Raw genomic sequence first — 15,824 nt, forward strand, 5'->3', positions numbered from 1 at the left:
CGGTGTCTTGCAGTCCTCCTCCTCTCGCGGATGCCGGTGGCGCTGCGCTGCGGGTCGTCAGTGATCCCGGAGCGGCGCCGAGGCGGGGGTCGGCGCGGGATGGTTCCCGTGCCGACCCGGGCTGGTGGGGTCGATCAGGACTCGAAGGCCGAGGGGAGGTACTCGGAGACGTTGTCCTTGGTCACGACCGGCGCGAAGAGCTGGATCTGGCGCGGGACGCCGAGCGAGCTGGTGTCGGCCATCGACTTGTTCTGCTCGACGAGGCGGGCGAGCTTGATGCCGTCCGCGGCCTGCGTCGAGGGGTAGACGACCGTGGCCTTGACGACGGAGTCGTCGGCCTCGATCGCGCGCATCACGTTGGCCGAGCCGGCGCCGCCGACGAAGAGGAACTCGTCGCGTCCGGCGGTGTCGATCGCCGCGAGGACGCCGACGCCCTGGTCGTCGTCGTGGTTCCAGATGGCGTCGATCTTCGGCGCGGCCTGCAGGAGGTTGGCCGCGGCCTGCTCTCCGCCCTGGACGGTGAAGTCGGCGGCGACGCGGTTGTCCACGTCGAGTCCGCAGCCCTCGAGCGCGTCCGAGAAGCCCTGGCTGCGCTCCTGGGTCAGCGGGAGGGAGTCGATGCCGGCGATCTCGGCGACGACGGCGTCGGGGTTGTCGCCGAGCTCCTCGCAGATGTAGGTGCCGGCGCTGACGCCCATGCCGTAGTTGTCGCCGAGGATGGTCGACCGGGCGGCGAAGGGGCTGGAGAACTCGCGGTCCACGTTGATGACGGTGATGCCCGCCTCCATCGCCTGGGTGGCGACCTGGGTGAGCGCGGCTCCGTCGATCGGCAGCAGCACGATCGCGTCGACGCCGTCGTTGATGAAGGTCTCGACCTGGCTGATCTGGAGGTTGACGTCGTTGGTGCCCTCCGCGGTGCGGAGCTCCACGTCGTCGTACTTCTCGGCCTCGGCGATGGCGGCGCGGCTGACCGCGCCCATCCAGCCGTGGTCGGCGGCGGGAGCGGTGAAGCCGATGACGACGTTGTCGCCGGAGGCGTCGTTGTCCGAGGCGGCCACGGCGGCGGCGGTCCCGCCGGAGGCGGCGTTGCCGGTCTCGACCGGGGCGTTCGAGATGCAGCCGGTGAGCATCAGCGCGACGGCGCCGAAGGCGACGCCGGCCGAGCCGAGTCGAGCGGTGCGGGAGAGGCGGCTGCGGGTGAAGGGGCGTGCGGGCATGGAAGTGATCTCCTTCGATCGATCCGAGGGGTCCGAGGGCACACGTGTCCTCGGGGAGGTGACCTGAGTGGTCGGGTGGGTTGCTGTGTGTGGAGGAGCGGGGCCGGAGCCCCGGGGTCAGGACTTCCTGCCGCGGGCGGCGAACCGCTGCTGCAGCAGGACGGCGGCGACGATGATCGCGCCCTTCGCGACGGCCTGAGTCGAGGTCGACATGTTGTTCTGCGTGAACACGTTGGTCAGGGTCGTGAAGATGAGGACGCCGAACACGGTGCCGACGATGGTGCCGCGGCCGCCGGCCAGCAGCGTGCCTCCGACCACGACCGCCGCGATGGCGTCGAGCTCGTAGAGGAGGCCGTTGGTCGAGCTGCCGGCGGTGGTGCGGGCGAGCATCATGACGGCGGCGATGCCGGCGGTGAGGCCGGCGAGGCCGTAGACGTACATGGTGTGGCGGCGGACCTTGATGCCGGCGAGGCGGGCCGCCTCCGGGTTGCCGCCGACCGCGATGGTGCGGCGGCCGAAGGTGGTGCGGTTGAGCAGGATCCAGCCGGCGACGGCGACGACCACGAAGATCAGCACGAGCACCGGGATGCCGAGCACGTCGGCGCGGAAGAAGTCGAGGAACGGCGTGACCGTGACGACCTGCGTCTGGCGGTTCGAGATCAGCTCGGCGAAGCCGCGGGCGGCGACGAGCATCGCCAGGGTCGCCATGAAGGCGACGACCCGGCCGTAGGCGATCAGCGCGCCGTTGATCAGGCCGCAGACCAGGCCGACGACGACCGCGGTGAGCACGATCACCAGCCAGGAGGTGTTGGCCGCGTAGTACTGGGTCGAGACCGTGCTCGCCCAGACCGTCGCGAGCCCCATCACGGAGCCGACCGAGAGGTCGATCCCGCCGGAGGTGATGACGAAGGTCATGCCGATGCTCAGCACGCCGATGACCGCGGCGAGGCGGAGGATCGTGAGCACGTTGTCGACGCTGGCGAAGCGCTCCCCCGCGGTCGCGAATCCGACGATGCAGAGGATCACCAGCGCGAGCAGCAGCCCGACGTTGCGGCCGAGGGAGCCCTGCATGAGGCGGGCCACCCCGGAGCGGGAGTCCTTGGACGGCACGCCCCCGGAGGAGCCTCCCGTCGCGGCCGACGCGTGACGGGCGGCGTCCTCCTGCGGACCGCCGATCGACGGCGACGCGGTGTCGAGCTGTCCGCTCACGCTGCACTTCCTTCCATGACGAGATCGAGCACGCGGTGCTCGTCGATCGAATCGGCCGGGCCCTCGTGGACCACGGCGCCGTCGGAGATCACGAGCACTCGGTCCGAGAGTCCGAGGACCTCGCCGATCTCGCTGGAGACCACGAGCACGGCGGCGCCGTTGGACGCGAGGTCCCTGATCAGGGTGTAGATCTCGGCCCGTGCGCCGACGTCGACCCCGCGGGTCGGCTCGTCGAGCAGCAGGACGCGGCAGCCGCGCACGAGCCAGCGGGCGAGGAGCGCCTTCTGCTGGTTGCCTCCGGAGAGGGTGCGGGCGTCCCGGTCGACCCCGGAGGGCCGCAGGTCGAGGGAGACCGCCTGCTCGGCCGCCGCCGCGCGCTCGGAGCGCTCGTCGAGGAAGCCGCGCTTGGCGAAGCGGTCGAAGGTCGAGAGGGTGATGTTGCGGTAGACCGGCTCGTCCAGGAGCAGGCCCTGGCTCTTGCGCTCCTCCGGGCAGAGGCCGATGCCGGCGTCGACCGCCGAGGTGACGGAGCCGGCGCGCAGGCGCTTGCCCGCCACGCTGACCGTCCCGGTGCTGGCGCGGCGCGCCCCGTAGATGGTCTCGAGGATCTCGGAGCGGCCGGAGCCGACCAGCCCCGCGAGGCCGACGACCTCGCCGGCGCGGATCTCGAGGGAGACGTCCGAGAAGGAGCCCTGCAGGCCCAGCTTCTCGACCTTCAGCAGCGTCTCGGCCTCGACGTCGAGCTCCTGGCGGTTTGGGAAGACGTACTCGACGGCGCGGCCGGTCATCAGGGTGATGAGCTTCGAGGTGGGGGTGTCGGCGACCGCGAGGTTCTGCGCGACGGTGGCGCCGTCCTTGATCACGGTGATCCGGTCGCCGATGGCGCGGATCTCGTCGAGGCGGTGCGAGATGTAGACGATGGCGACGCCGGAGGCGGTGAGCTGGCGCACCACGTGGAAGAGGTTCTCCACCTCCTCGGAGTCGAGCACTGCGGAGGGCTCGTCCATGATGATGACCCGTGCGTCGTGCGACAGGGCGCGGGCCATCTGCACGATCTGCTTGCCGGCGGCGGAGAGCGTGCCGACCTCGCGGTTCGGCGAGATCTCGGAGTGGCCGAGGCGCTCCATCAGCTCGCGAGTGATCCTCGTGGCCTTCGCCCGGGCGGTGAAGCCGCCGCGGGAGAGCTCGTGGCCGAGGAAGATGTTCTCGGCGACGGAGAGGCCGTCGACGACGTCGAGCTCCTGGTACATCGTCGCGATGCCCAGGGCGAGGGCCGCCGTCGGGGACGGGATCGTGACGACGTTCCCGTCGACGAGGATCTCGCCCTCCGTGGGCTGGTGGGCCCCGGCGAGGGTCTTGATGAGGGTGGACTTGCCGGCGCCGTTCTGGCCGAGGAGGCAGTGCACCTCACCGGGTCGGACATCGAGGTCGACGCCGTCGAGAGCACGGGCGCCGGGGAAGACCTTCACGATGCCGCGCATCTGCAGAAGCAGCTGCTGAGACTCGTCGGAGGTGCGGGGAAGAGGCTGTGCAGCAGTGCTGCGGGGGTCTGCGGTGACCATGCGGATGAAGCTACTTCCACTTACGTCGCGGGTCAAGCAAAAGTTCTGAACCGATTCGAAGGCGGTTCGAGTGATCGCCCAGTCGCACGGAGAGCTTCCTGCCACCGCGTCAGGGCAGGGATCCGCGGGATTACGCGACATCTGACGGCGGTGGTTGAGACATTCCGTCCGTGATAGAGCGCTCTCCGAACCCTATGAACACGCACATGTCCGTGCAGCCCGGGCGCGTCGCGGTGAAGGCGGCCTCGCGGAGCCCGGTAGCGCCCGCGCCCCGACCCGTGGCAGGGTCGTACGGCCGACGAAAGGACGACGATGTCGAACGACCGAGCCCTGCGCGTCGCGATGGTGGGGACCGCCTTCATGGGCCGCACCCACTCGCACGCCTGGCGCACCGCCTCCCGCTTCTTCCCCCTCCCCCTCCGCCCCGAGCTCGCCGTGCTCGTGGGGAGCAACCCCGACTCGACCGCGGAGCGCGCCGAGCGGCTGGGCTGGAGCGAGGCCTCCACCGACTGGCGGGCCGTCATCGCCCGCGACGACATCGACCTCGTCGACATCTGCACCCCGGGCGACACCCACGCCGAGATCGCCATCGCGGCCCTCGAGGCGGGCAAGCACGTGCTGTGCGAGAAGCCCCTCGCCAACTCCGTCGAGGAGGCGGAGCGGATGGTCGCCGCAGCCGCCGCCTCCGGGAAGGTCGCGATGTGCGGCTTCAGCTACCGCCGCACTCCTGCCCTCGCCCTCGCCAAGCGCTTCATCGAGGAGGGCCGCCTCGGCGACATCCGCCACGTGCGCGCCCAGTACCTGCAGGACTGGCTGTCCGACTCCGAGGCGCCGCTGACCTGGCGCCTGCAGAAGGAGCGCGCCGGCTCGGGCGCCCTCGGCGACATCGGCGCGCACAGCATCGACACCGCCCAGTGGCTGACCGGCCGCGGCATCACCTCCGTCTCGGCGACGCTGCGCACCTTCACCACCGAGCGCCCCGTGCTCAGCGAGCAGGTCGGCCTCGGCGGGCGCGCCGGTGCCGACGCCCCGCGCGGCGCCGTGACGGTCGACGACGCCGCCGCCTTCACCGCCTCCTTCGAGGGCGGCGCCCTGGGCGTCTTCGAGGCCACCCGCGTCGCGACCGGCCGCCGCAACGCCAACCGCATCGAGGTGAACGGCGAGCTCGGCTCGATCGCGTTCGACTTCGAGCGGATGAACGAGCTCGAGTACTACGACGCCCGCGACCCCGAGGAGGCGCAGGGCTTCCGGCGCATCCAGGTCACCGAGCCGGCGCACCCGTACATGTCGGCCTGGTGGCCGACCGGGCACGGCATCGGCTACGAGCACCTCTTCACGCACCAGGTCGTCGACCTCGTCGAGGCGATCGCCGGCGGCACCGCCGTCACGCCCACGTTCGCCGACGCTCTCGACGTGCAGCGGGTGCTCGACGCGGTCGCCACCAGCGCGGGCGCGTCGTCGGTCTCCACGCTGGTCGCGCGCTGACCCGTCCGTCCTCTCCCCGCGAGATGCCACCTGTGACGCCCCGTAACGGCGTGTCGTCGTCGCAGGTGGCATCTCGCGGCGGGGGACGGCGGGCGAGTGCGGGAGTGCGTTCGGCGCCGTGCGCCGACCCTGCGTCATAATGCGCCTATGAGCAAGAAGATTGACGCTGCGCATCGCGCGCTGGTAGAGGCCCTCGACAAGCACGCCCGACTCGTCTCGGACAAGTCGTCGAAGCCGCGGAAGGTCGAGCGGGCCGGAGCCGAGCTCCGCGCCGCGACGAAGGCGTACGCCGCGCTCGTGTCGGCCCGTACCGGCACCGCGAGCCCCTTCGCCGACCTGGCCGACCCTCGCCTGGACAAGCCGACCATCGCGTCGCTCCGGGCCGAGCGCGACGCGATCGCGACGCGGATCGCCAAGCACGAGGCGTCGGCGGGCGAGGACGGCGCGCTCGCGAGTTGAGCGTGCGGTGCGGCGCGGTCACGCGCTGAGCGGCTGCAGCGGCGCGCTCGCGAGCTCGGCCGCGCGGCACGGTGCGACCCCGCGCTGAGCGGCCCCCACGGCGCGCTCCTGCGGTGAGCGGGCACCTCCGCGGCCTCCGAGTCGCCGTGTTACGCGCGGGTTTCGCGCGGGTCCGACCACCTTCGTAAGGTGATCCCCGGGATCCGCGCAGTCGCGGCGCCGAGCGACCGGACGCCGGTCGCAGCGCCGGCGGTGACCAGCACCGCCCGGTCGGCGCCGAGTGCCCGGATCCTCTCCACGGAAGGATCCCCACAGCCATGACCCTGCGCACCCGACTCCTCGCGACCTCCGCGATCGCCGCCTCCGCCGCCCTCCTCCTCGCCGGCTGCTCCGGCGCGGGCGGCGGCGACGACACCGTCCGCATCGGCGTCGTCGGCGCGAGCGACCCCTACTGGGCCACCTACGAGAAGGCCGCCGCCGACGCCGGGATCGACGTCGAGATCGTCGACTTCAGCGACTACAACCAGCCGAACCCGGCGCTCACCGAGGGCGAGATCGACCTCAACCAGTTCCAGCACATCGCCTACCTGGCCCAGTACAACACCTCGGCCGACGCCGACCTCGTGCCGATCGGCGCGACCGCGATCTACCCGCTGGGCCTCTACTCCTCGCAGTACGACGACGTCGCGGACATCCCCGCCGGCTCCACCATCGCGATCCCGAACGACGAGACCAACCAGGCGCGTGCGCTGCTGGTGCTGCAGTCGGCCGGGCTCGTCGAGCTGAAGGACGGCGGCGGAGTGCTCTCGAACGTCGACGACGTGGAGCCCTCCTCCAAGGTAGAGGTCACCGCGCTGGAGGCCTCGCTCACCCCGACGTCGCTCCCGGACGTGGCCGCCGCGGTCATCAACAACGACTTCATCGAGAACGCGGGCCTGAAGGCCGCGGACGCGATCGCCCAGGACGACCCCAGCGACCCCGCCTCCCTGCTCTACACGAACATCTTCGCCGCCCGGGCCGACGACGCCGAGAACGAGACCTACACGAAGCTCGTCTCGATCTACCAGGACAGCCAGGACGTGCTCGACGGCGTCTCGGAGCAGTCCGGCGGCACCGCGGTCTTCCTGAAGACCCCCGCCTCCGAGCTGGAGACCTCGCTCGAGTCCGCCGAGACGGACATCTCCGCCGCCTCCTGACCGCTTCCCCCTCCCCCTCCTCTCCCGCGAGATCGCACCGCGCGGTCGAGATCCCCTGCTGCGGCGGGGCATCTCGACCGTTGCGGCCGATCTCGCGAAATTTCGCGAGATGACGGCGGGACCGACTGAAAGGGTTGCTCGTGCCGCTGATACGGATGAAGGACGTGCGCAAGGTGTATCCCGGCGCGGGGCGCGGGGGTGCTCCGACCGCGGCCGTCGACGGGGTGAGCCTCGAGATCGAGGCGGGCGACGTCTACGGGGTGATCGGCTACTCCGGCGCGGGCAAGAGCACGCTGGCCCGGCTGATCAACGCCCTCGAGCCCGCGACCAGCGGCAGCATCGAGATCGACGGCCGCGAGACCGTGGGCCTGCCCGAGCGCGAGCTGCGCCGCCTGCGCCTGGGCATCGGGATGATCTTCCAGCAGTTCAACCTGTTCGGCTCGAAGACCGTGAGCCAGAACGTCGCCTACCCGCTGCAGGTCGCGGGCGTCCCGCGGGCGGAGCAGCGCACCCGCGTCGACGAGATGCTCCGCTTCGTCGGCCTGAGCGACAAGGCGCGCAGCCACCCGGAGCAGCTCTCGGGCGGGCAGAAGCAGCGCGTCGGCATCGCCCGCGCCCTCGCCGCCTCCCCGCGCATCCTGCTGGCCGACGAGGCCACCAGCGCGCTCGACCCGGACACCACCGGCGAGGTGCTCGCCCTCCTCCGCCGCATCAACGAGGAGCTGGGCGTCACCATCGTCGTGATCACCCACGAGATGGACGTGGTCCAGCAGCTCGCGACGAAGGTCGCGGTGATGGAGTCGGGCCGCATCGTGGAGCGCGGGCCCGTCTTCGACGTGTTCTCGGCCCCGCGCGAGCCGGTCACCCGCCGCTTCGTCTCCACCGTCGTCCGCTCGGTGCCCTCGCCCGCGGAGGCGGCGGTGCTGCGAGCGCGCCACCGCGGCCGGCTGGTCACGCTCTCGTTCTCGGACGACTCCGCCTCGCAGGGCGACGTCTTCGCCGAGGTGGCGGCGGCCGGCGTGCCGCTCGAGCTCGTCTACGGCGGCATCACCGACGTCCGCGGGCGGGCCTTCGGCCACCTCACGGTCGCCCTCGACGCGCCGGACGACGTCGTCGACCCCCTCCTCGCCCGCCTCGGCGGACGAGTCGCCCTCACGGAGGTGCCCCGATGAACGAGCTGATCCCGCTCCTGCCCAAGCTCGTCCAGGCGACCGGCGAGACGCTGTACATCGTCGCCCTGAGCCTCCTCTTCGGCGGGCTCGGCGGACTGCTGATCGGACTGGGCCTCGCGCTCACCCGCGGCGGCGCCCTCTACGCGAACCGGGTGGTCTACGGACTGCTCAACGTGATCGTGAACGTGTTCCGGCCGATCCCGTTCATCATCTTCATCGCCGCGGCCCAGCCGCTGGCCCGGCTGGTGGTCGGCTCCGGCATCGGCACGGACGCGATCGTCTTCACCCTCTCGCTCGGCGCCGCCTTCGGCATCGGGCGGATCGTGGAGCAGAACCTGCTGACCGTGCAGCCCGGCGTCATCGAGGCGGCGCGGTCGGTCGGAGCGAGCAGGTTCCGGATCGTCCGCACGGTGCTGCTGCCGGAGGCGCTCGGTCCGCTGATCCTCGGCTACACGTTCGTGTTCGTCGCCGTCATCGACATGTCGGCGGTGGCCGGCTACATCGGCGCCGGCGGGCTCGGCAACTTCGCGATCCAGTACGGCTACCGGCAGTTCGAGCCGGTCGTCACCTGGGCCGCGGTGCTGGTGATCATCGTGATCGTGCAGCTGGTGCAGCTGCTCGGCAACGTGCTGGCCCGGCGGGTCCTGCGCCGCTGAGCCCCCACCCGCACCCGCACCTCCGCGAGATGCCACTTGAGTACGCGACACGCCGCTGTCGGCGTACCGAAGTGGCATCTCGCGAAGCGCCGGTCGTCCCGGGGGCGGCCGCTGCGACCGCACCCCGCACGAACGCGAGATGCCACTTCGGTACGCGACACGCGGGTGTCGCTGTACCGGAGTGGCATCTCGCGGAGGGCCGTCCGCCGGGGCGGGAGGCGTCAGTAGCGCGGCTTGCGCTCCGGGCGCTCGCTCGAGCGGCTCGGGCCGCTGGGGCGTCCGCCACGGTCGGCGCCGGCGCGGCTCGGACGGCGGTCCGGCTTCAGCTCGATCAGCTGGCCGCTGATGCGGGTGTCGGCGAGGCGGTCGAGCACGTCCTGGGGCAGGTCGGCCGGCAGCTCCACGATCGAGAAGTCCGGGCGGATGTCGATGTGCCCGAAGTCGCCGCGGTTGAGGCCGCCCTCGTTCGCGAGCGCGCCCACGATCTGGCGGGGCTCGACGCGCTGGCGGCGGCCGACCTCGATCCGGTACGAGGCGAGATTGCTGTTCGCCGGGCGCTGACGGCGCTCGGGGCGGTCGCCTCGGTCGCCGCCGCGGTCGAAGCGGTCGCCGCGCTCGGGGCGGTCGCCGCGGTCGGGCCGGGAGTCGCGGTCCTCGCGCTCGCGACGGGCGAAGCGGGGGTCGTCGGGCGAGAGCAGCAGCGGCTCCTCGCCCTGCGCGACGATGGCCAGCGCGGCGGCGACGTCCGACTCGACCACGTCGTGGTGCTCGACGTAGTGGCCGATGATGTCGCGGAAGCGCTGCAGGCGCTCGGTGTCGGCGAGCGCGGCGGTGATCGCGTCGTCGAAGCGCGAGAGGCGGGTGACGTTGACGTCCTCGACGCTCGGCATCCGCATCTCGGTCAGCGGCTGGCGGGTGGCCTTCTCGATGGCGGCGAGGAGGCGGCGCTCGCGCGGCGTGACGAAGCTGATCGCTGCTCCGCTGCGCCCCGCGCGACCGGTGCGGCCGATGCGGTGCACGTACGACTCGGTGTCGATCGGGATGTCGTAGTTGACGACGTGGCTGATGCGCTCGACGTCGAGGCCGCGGGCGGCGACGTCGGTGGCGACGAGGATGTCGAGCCTGCCCGACTTCAGCTGCTCGACAGTGCGCTCGCGCTGGGCCTGGGCCACGTCTCCGCTGATCGCCGCCGCGGTGTAGCCGCGGGCGCGCAGCTTCTCGGCCAGCGTCTCCGTCTCGCTCTTCGTGCGGACGAACACGATCATGCCCTCGAAGTTCTCGACCTCGAGGATGCGGGTGAGGGCGTCGACCTTCTGCGGGTACGACACCATCAGGTAGCGCTGGGTGGTGTTGACGGAGGTCGTGGTCTTGTTCTTGACCGTGATCTCCTCCGGCTCCTTCAGGTACTTGCCGGAGATGCGGCGGATCTGCGCGGGCATCGTCGCCGAGAACAGCGCGATCTGCTTCTCGACGGGGGTGTCGGCGAGGATCGTCTCGACGTCCTCCGCGAAGCCCATCTTGAGCATCTCGTCGGCCTCGTCGAGCACGAGGAACTTCAGCTGCGAGAGGTCGAGGGTGCCCTTCTCGAGGTGGTCCATGATGCGGCCGGGAGTGCCGACGACGACGTGGACGCCGCGGCGGAGCGCGGAGAGCTGGGTGCCGTAGCCCTGGCCGCCGTAGACGGGGAGGACGTGGACGCCGCGGAGGCCGGACGCGTAGCGCTCGAACGCCTCGCAGACCTGCAGGGCGAGCTCGCGGGTCGGGGCCAGCACGAGAGCCTGCGGGGTCTTCTGCGAGACGTCGAGGCGCGAGAGGATCGGCAGCGCGAACGCCGCGGTCTTGCCGGTGCCGGTCTGGGCGACGCCGAGGACGTCGCGGCCGGAGAGGAGGGACGGGATCGTCGCGGCCTGGATGGCCGAGGGCGTCTCGTAGCCGACCTCCTTGAGGGCCTTGAGGACCGGGTCGGAGAGACCGAGGTCGGAGAAGGTGAGCGTGGGGGCGCTCTCGGAAGCGGTGTCGGCTTCGGGGGCGGAATCGGGGGTATCGGTGGACGCCATGGTGCAACGGTAGTGCTCCGGCGACGCCGCCGTCCGAGGGAACCCCGAACGCTCGGGCGATCCCGACCCTCCGGAGACGCCTCGAGCGCCCGTCACGGGGTGAAGTCGAGCAGCACCTTGCTCGAGCGGGAGGCGTCGCGGGCGAGCTCGAAGGCCTCGAGCGCGCGCTCCAGCGGCAGCACCTGCGTGACCACCGGCGCCACCGCGAGGCTGCCGTCGGCGAGCGCCGCCAGCACCTCGTCGAGCTCGTCGACGAAGCGGAAGGAGCCGATCAGGCGCAGCTCCCGCGTGATCGCGAGCGAGATCAGGGCCGGCTGCTCGCCCGAGGGGAGGAGTCCCACCATCACGACGGTGCCGCCGCGGGCCGCGCCGCGGACGGCCGAGGCGAGGCCGCGCGGGCTGCCCGAGGACTCGAAGACGACGTCGGCGGCGACCTCGGCGATCGCGTCGGCGTCGGTCGCGCGGATCGTCCGGGTCGCGCCGACAGCACGGGCGATCGCGAGCGGTTCCTCGGCCAGGTCGACCGCGACGATCTCGGCCGCCCCCGCCCGCTTCAGCACCGCGACGATCAGCGCTCCGATCGGGCCGCTGCCGATCACCAGCGCGCGCCGTCCCGCCACCTCTCCCGCGCGCGACACCGCGTGCCAGGCGACGCTCGCCGGCTCCGCGAGCGCCGCCCCGCGGAGCCCGAGGCCGGCGGGCAGCTCGCGGAGCATGCGCGCCGGCAGCACCGCGTGGCGGGCGAACGCGCCCTGGGTGTGCGGCATCCGCGCGGCGCTGCCGAGGTAGGTGCCCTCGGTCGCGAGGTTGGGGCGCCCGTCCGGCCACTCGCCGCGGGCGGTCGCGGGGTGCACGGCGACGGCCGCGCCGACCGGGGGTCCGGAGCCGTCCGCCGCGGCCTCGACGACCGTACCGACCACCTCGTGGCCGAGCGTCAGCGGCTCGCGGAGGATCGACTCGCCCGCGGCGCCGTGCGTCCAGTAGTGCAGATCGGAGCCGCAGATCCCGCCGTACGCGACGGCGACGAGGGCGTCGCCGGGGCCGCGCGGCGCGAGCGGCGCCTCCTCGACGCGGAGGTCGCCGGCGGCGTGGACGACGACGCGGATGGTGGAGTCGGGGACAAGCGCGGTCATGCGGGTTCCGTTCGGTGGGTCGAGGGGTGGCTCAGACGACGACGGTCATGCCGCCGTCGATGAAGACGACCTGCCCGTTGACGTAGTCCGAGCCGTCGGAGGCGAGCCAGACGGCGGGGCCGATCAGATCCTCGACGCGGCCCCAGCGCGCGGCGGGCGTGCGGCCGAGGATCCAGGCGTTGAACTCCTCGTCGTCGACGAGCTTCTGCGTCATCTCGGTGTGGATGTAGCCCGGCGCGATCGCGTTCACCTGGATGCCGTGCTGCGCCCACTCCGCCGTCATCGCGCGGGTGAGGTTGCGGATCCCGCCCTTCGAGGCGGTGTAGGGGGCGATCGTCGGCCGCGCGAGATCGGCCTGCACCGAGGCGACATTGACGATCTTCCCGGCGCCGCGCGGGATCATCCGCTTCGCCGCCGCCCGGCCGACTACGAAGGCGCTGGTGAGGTTCGTGCGCAGCACCCGCTCCCAGTCGGCGACCTCGAGCTCGAGCAGGGGCACGCGGTGCTGGACGCCGGCGTTGTTGACCAGGATGCGCAGCGGGCCCACCGCCTCCTCGATCCAGGCGACGCCCGCCTCGGCGGCCGCGTCGTCCGTGACGTCGAAGGCGCGGGCGTGGATCCTCGGGCGGCCGTCGGAGCCGGGGAACCGCTCCGAGAGCTCGGCGCGGGCGGCCTCGAGGCGCTCGGGGTCGAGGCCGTTCAGGACCACGGTGGCGCCCGCCTCGGCGAGGCCGGTCGCGACGGCGCGGCCGATGCCGCGGCTGGATCCGGTGACGAGCGCCACGCGGTCGGTCAGGTCGAAGAGCACGGTTCCTCCAGAGGGTCGGAGCGGATGTCACGGCTGCGGAGGCGCCGCGCGCGGAGGGCCCGCGACGGTGCGGCTCCCGAGCGCGCCGATCCCGTCGAGGGCGATCAGCACCTCCTGGCCGGGCTCGACCTCGACGGCCGTGCCGGGCGAGCCGGTGAGGACTACGTCTCCCGGGTGGAGCGTGAGGTGGGAGGTGAGGTGCACCAGGATCTCGGCGGCGCGCCAGCCGAGGCGCGCAGTGGAGGAGACGGCCCGCACGTCCCCGTCGACGCTCACCGTGATGCCGACCGCGTCGACGTCGACCCCGGTCTCGATCCACGGTCCGAGCGGCGTCCAGCCGTCGCCGTTCTTGCCCTGGAGGAAGAGGCCGTCGGCGGCGATCATCCCGGGAGCGGTGACGTCGTTCGCGACGGTCGCCCCGAGCACGTGCGCGAGCGCGTCCTCGGGGGTGAGGTGCCGCGCGGTGCGGCCGATGACCAGGGCGAGCTCGCCCTCGACGACCACCGGGCCGATGCCCTCGTCGAGGACGATCGGATCGCCGGGCCCGGCCAGGGTGTGGGCGGTCTTGTGGAAGGCCTGCGGGGGCAGCAGCCGGTCGGCCGCGGAGCCGTTGTGCGCCATGCCGAGGATGACGCGGGGCTCCACCGGCGCCAGCAGGTGCGCGCCCTCGACGGGCCATCGGCGGCCCGTCTCGACCGGCTCCGCGGCGAAGGCGTCCTCGATCTCGCGCCACTCCCCCGCGACCTGGAGGACGACGGCCGGTCCGTCATCGGCCCGGATCCGAGCGAGGCGCATCAGCGGCCGCCTCTCGGCTCGACGCCGCCGGTGCTGCTGCTGCTGCTGGTGCTGGTGCTGGTCGCCACGGTGCCTCGCTCACTCCGGCCCGCGGAGGCGGGACGGACCGAGCGTAACAGCCCAGTGAACGGCATTCAACAGAATGGACGAGGAGGCCTCAGGCGGGTGCTCCGGCCACGAGGGGCGGGCGGCCGAGCGCCGCGGCGGCCTCGCGGAGCGCCGCGACGACCTCCTCCTGATCGTCGGCGACCGGCCGGACCAGCGAAACGCCGACCGCGACCGAGAGATCGGAGCGGGTCGCGGCCGGGACCGCGACGGCGACGCCCAGGACGCTGGGGTGCAGCTCGCCGTCGTCGATCGCGTAGCCGCGCAGGCGCGCCGCCGCGACCTTGCGGAGCAGCTCGCGGGTCGAGGACGTGGACCGGTCGGTGAAGACGACGATGTCGCGGTCGTCGGCGAAGCGCTCGGCGATCTCGGCGTCGTCGAGCTCGGCCAGCAGCGCGGTTCCGACGGCCGTCGCGGAGGCGGGGTACCGGTCGCCGACGCTCGCGGAGAGCGCGAACCGCTCCCGCCCCTCGTGCACCGCCAGGTAGAGGACGCGGGTGCCGTCGAGCAGCGCGATCTGCACCAGCTGGCGCGAGAGCACCGGCGACTCCTCGCAGAGCCGGTAGAACTCGCGCACCGGGTCGAAGCCGGCGAGGTAGTGGCTGCCGAGCTCGACGGTGCGCCGACCGAGGAGGAAGCCGGAGCCGACGCGGCGGATCAGCCGCCCCTCCTCGAGCGCGGCGCAGAGGTTCGAGGTCGACGACTTGGCGATCCCGAGCTCACGGGCGATGTCGGTCAGCGTGCGCGGGCCGCCCGCGTCGGCGAGGAGGTCGAGGATCCGCATGGCGCGCGACACGGCCGGGGCGCCCGAGCCCCTGTCGGAGTCGACCGTCGTCGGGGGCGCATCGGGGCGGGCCATGTCGTCCTCTCGCGGGGGCGGTGTCAGTAGAACTCCACCGTATCGACTCGGTTGATCAGGGGCTCCCCGTCGAGGAAGCGGGTGGCGTTGCGCGCGAAGAGCTCGGCGATCAGCCGGTCCTCCGCGACGTTCAGCGCCGCGGTGTGGGGGCTGATCAGGACGCTCGGGTGGCTCCAGAGCGGGCTGCCCTGCTCGAGCGGCTCCTCGGCCACCACGTCGAGCGCGGCGAAGCCGACGCGGCCGTCGTCGAGCGCGGCGAGCAGCGCCTCCTCGTCGACGACCGTCCCGCGGCCGACGCTCACGAACGAGGCGCCGGGGCGCAGCGCGGCGAAGAACTCGGAGCCCACCAGCTTCTCGGTGGCGGCGGTGCCGGGGAGGGTGACGACGACCCCGTCGATCCGGCCCGCCACCTCCGCGATCGCGTCGGGGGCGACGATCTCGTCGACGTGCTCGACCTCGGTCTCGTGGCGGCTCGTGCCGATCACGCGGGCGCCGAGCTGCTGGAGCTTGCGCGCCGTCGCGCGCCCGATCGTGCCGAGCCCGACGATCAGGACCGTCTGCTCCGAGATCAGCCCCATCGTCCACCGGCCGCCCCAGACACGCTCGCGCTGGAGGGACTGGAGGCGCGGGAGGGACTTGGCGCCGGCCAGGAGCCCGAAGACCCCGAACTCGGCCAGCGGCTCGGAGTGGACTCCCGCCGAGGTCGAGAAGGCGATGCGCTCGAGCTGCGCGTCGTCGAGCCCCGCGGCCCGCACCTGCGCGCCTCCGCCGGCGGGCATCGTCTGCACCCAGCGGAGGCGCGGATTCGCGGCGGCCGTGCGCGCGAGGGCGGCGGGGGTCTCGTCCGGCACGCCGTAGAGCACGTCGGCGGAGTCGACCAGTTCGTCGAAGGCGCGCTGCTGCTGCGGGGTGCGCCGGAAGGAGGGGTCTCCGCCGTGATCGCCGGGGTGGCGCATCGGAGGGAGGAGGCTCTGGTCGGCGACGACGTCGAGGCGCGGCTCGAGCTCGACGATGCGGGCGATCAGCTCGGGGCTGAGCGGCGAGGCGATGACGACGCGGAGGCGATCGGTCACGGGTGTCCCTTCGCGGGACGGTGCGGGAGGCTCTCCCC

The 15,824-nt window shown here is 72.6% G+C and carries 14 protein-coding genes; 5 read left to right on the top strand and 9 right to left on the bottom strand.

Translation table 11 applies throughout. From position 1 onward, the window contains the following. Nucleotides 1–134 precede the first annotated feature (134 nt). From GSU45_RS14600 to GSU45_RS14610, 3 genes are all read right to left on the bottom strand, one after another. Nucleotides 135–1,217 (bottom strand): substrate-binding domain-containing protein, encoded by a 1,083-nt coding sequence (locus GSU45_RS14600; protein ID WP_104222461.1) that lies wholly within the window; start codon nt 1,215–1,217, stop codon nt 135–137. A gap of 117 nt (nt 1,218–1,334) precedes the next feature. Further along, nucleotides 1,335–2,288: an ABC transporter permease gene (locus GSU45_RS14605; protein WP_068256795.1), complete on the bottom strand. Its 954-nt coding sequence runs from the start codon at nt 2,286–2,288 to the stop codon at nt 1,335–1,337. A 134-nt stretch (nt 2,289–2,422) separates the two neighbouring features. Next, a complete protein-coding gene (locus GSU45_RS14610) occupies nt 2,423–3,907 on the bottom strand; it encodes a sugar ABC transporter ATP-binding protein (protein ID WP_208543558.1) in 1,485 nt (494 codons plus the stop codon). A 393-nt stretch (nt 3,908–4,300) separates the two neighbouring features. Here GSU45_RS14610 and GSU45_RS14615 point away from each other — a divergent pair, with 393 nt between their 5' ends. The 5 genes from GSU45_RS14615 to GSU45_RS14635 all read left to right on the top strand — a co-directional run bounded on the left by GSU45_RS14615 (nt 4,301) and on the right by GSU45_RS14635 (nt 8,956). Then, nucleotides 4,301–5,473: a Gfo/Idh/MocA family oxidoreductase gene (locus GSU45_RS14615; protein ID WP_159915990.1), complete on the top strand. Its 1,173-nt coding sequence runs from the start codon at nt 4,301–4,303 to the stop codon at nt 5,471–5,473. A 147-nt stretch (nt 5,474–5,620) separates the two neighbouring features. Then, nucleotides 5,621–5,932, top strand: coding sequence for a hypothetical protein (locus GSU45_RS14620; protein WP_159915991.1), 312 nt, complete (start codon nt 5,621–5,623; stop codon nt 5,930–5,932). Nucleotides 5,933–6,249: 317 nt separating this feature from the next. Continuing rightward, on the top strand, nt 6,250–7,128 hold the full coding sequence (locus GSU45_RS14625; protein ID WP_159915992.1) for a MetQ/NlpA family ABC transporter substrate-binding protein: 879 nt from the start codon (nt 6,250–6,252) through the stop codon (nt 7,126–7,128). 155 nt (nt 7,129–7,283) lie between these two features. Next, a complete protein-coding gene (locus GSU45_RS14630; RefSeq protein WP_159917165.1) occupies nt 7,284–8,300 on the top strand; it encodes a methionine ABC transporter ATP-binding protein in 1,017 nt (338 codons plus the stop codon). Next, a complete protein-coding gene (locus GSU45_RS14635) occupies nt 8,297–8,956 on the top strand; it encodes a methionine ABC transporter permease (protein ID WP_104237942.1) in 660 nt (219 codons plus the stop codon). The genes GSU45_RS14630 and GSU45_RS14635 overlap by 4 nt, the downstream gene beginning before the upstream one ends. Nucleotides 8,957–9,177: 221 nt before the next feature. Here the strand turns inward: GSU45_RS14635 and GSU45_RS14640 are convergent, their stop codons facing one another. The 6 genes from GSU45_RS14640 to GSU45_RS14665 all read right to left on the bottom strand — a co-directional run bounded on the left by GSU45_RS14640 (nt 9,178) and on the right by GSU45_RS14665 (nt 15,786). Next, entirely contained in the window at nt 9,178–11,013 is a 1,836-nt protein-coding gene (locus GSU45_RS14640; RefSeq protein ID WP_159915993.1) for a DEAD/DEAH box helicase, read from the bottom strand. 92 nt (nt 11,014–11,105) lie between these two features. Next, entirely contained in the window at nt 11,106–12,146 is a 1,041-nt protein-coding gene (locus GSU45_RS14645; protein WP_159915994.1) for an L-idonate 5-dehydrogenase, read from the bottom strand. A gap of 31 nt (nt 12,147–12,177) precedes the next feature. Then, complete coding sequence (locus GSU45_RS14650; RefSeq protein WP_159915995.1) at nt 12,178–12,954, bottom strand: SDR family oxidoreductase; 777 nt, start codon at nt 12,952–12,954, stop codon at nt 12,178–12,180. A gap of 27 nt (nt 12,955–12,981) precedes the next feature. Continuing rightward, nucleotides 12,982–13,749: a fumarylacetoacetate hydrolase family protein gene (locus tag GSU45_RS14655; RefSeq protein ID WP_159915996.1), complete on the bottom strand. Its 768-nt coding sequence runs from the start codon at nt 13,747–13,749 to the stop codon at nt 12,982–12,984. 157 nt (nt 13,750–13,906) lie between these two features. Further along, entirely contained in the window at nt 13,907–14,713 is an 807-nt protein-coding gene (locus GSU45_RS14660; RefSeq protein ID WP_159915997.1) for an IclR family transcriptional regulator, read from the bottom strand. Nucleotides 14,714–14,736: 23 nt separating this feature from the next. Continuing rightward, the gene (locus GSU45_RS14665; protein ID WP_244248133.1) at nt 14,737–15,786 is read right to left on the bottom strand and encodes a D-2-hydroxyacid dehydrogenase; all 1,050 of its coding nucleotides are present in this window, start codon (nt 15,784–15,786) and stop codon (nt 14,737–14,739) included. Nucleotides 15,787–15,824 lie beyond the last annotated feature (38 nt).

This window comes from Rathayibacter sp. VKM Ac-2801, from assembly GCF_009834245.1.
Classification (GTDB): domain Bacteria; phylum Actinomycetota; class Actinomycetes; order Actinomycetales; family Microbacteriaceae; genus Rathayibacter.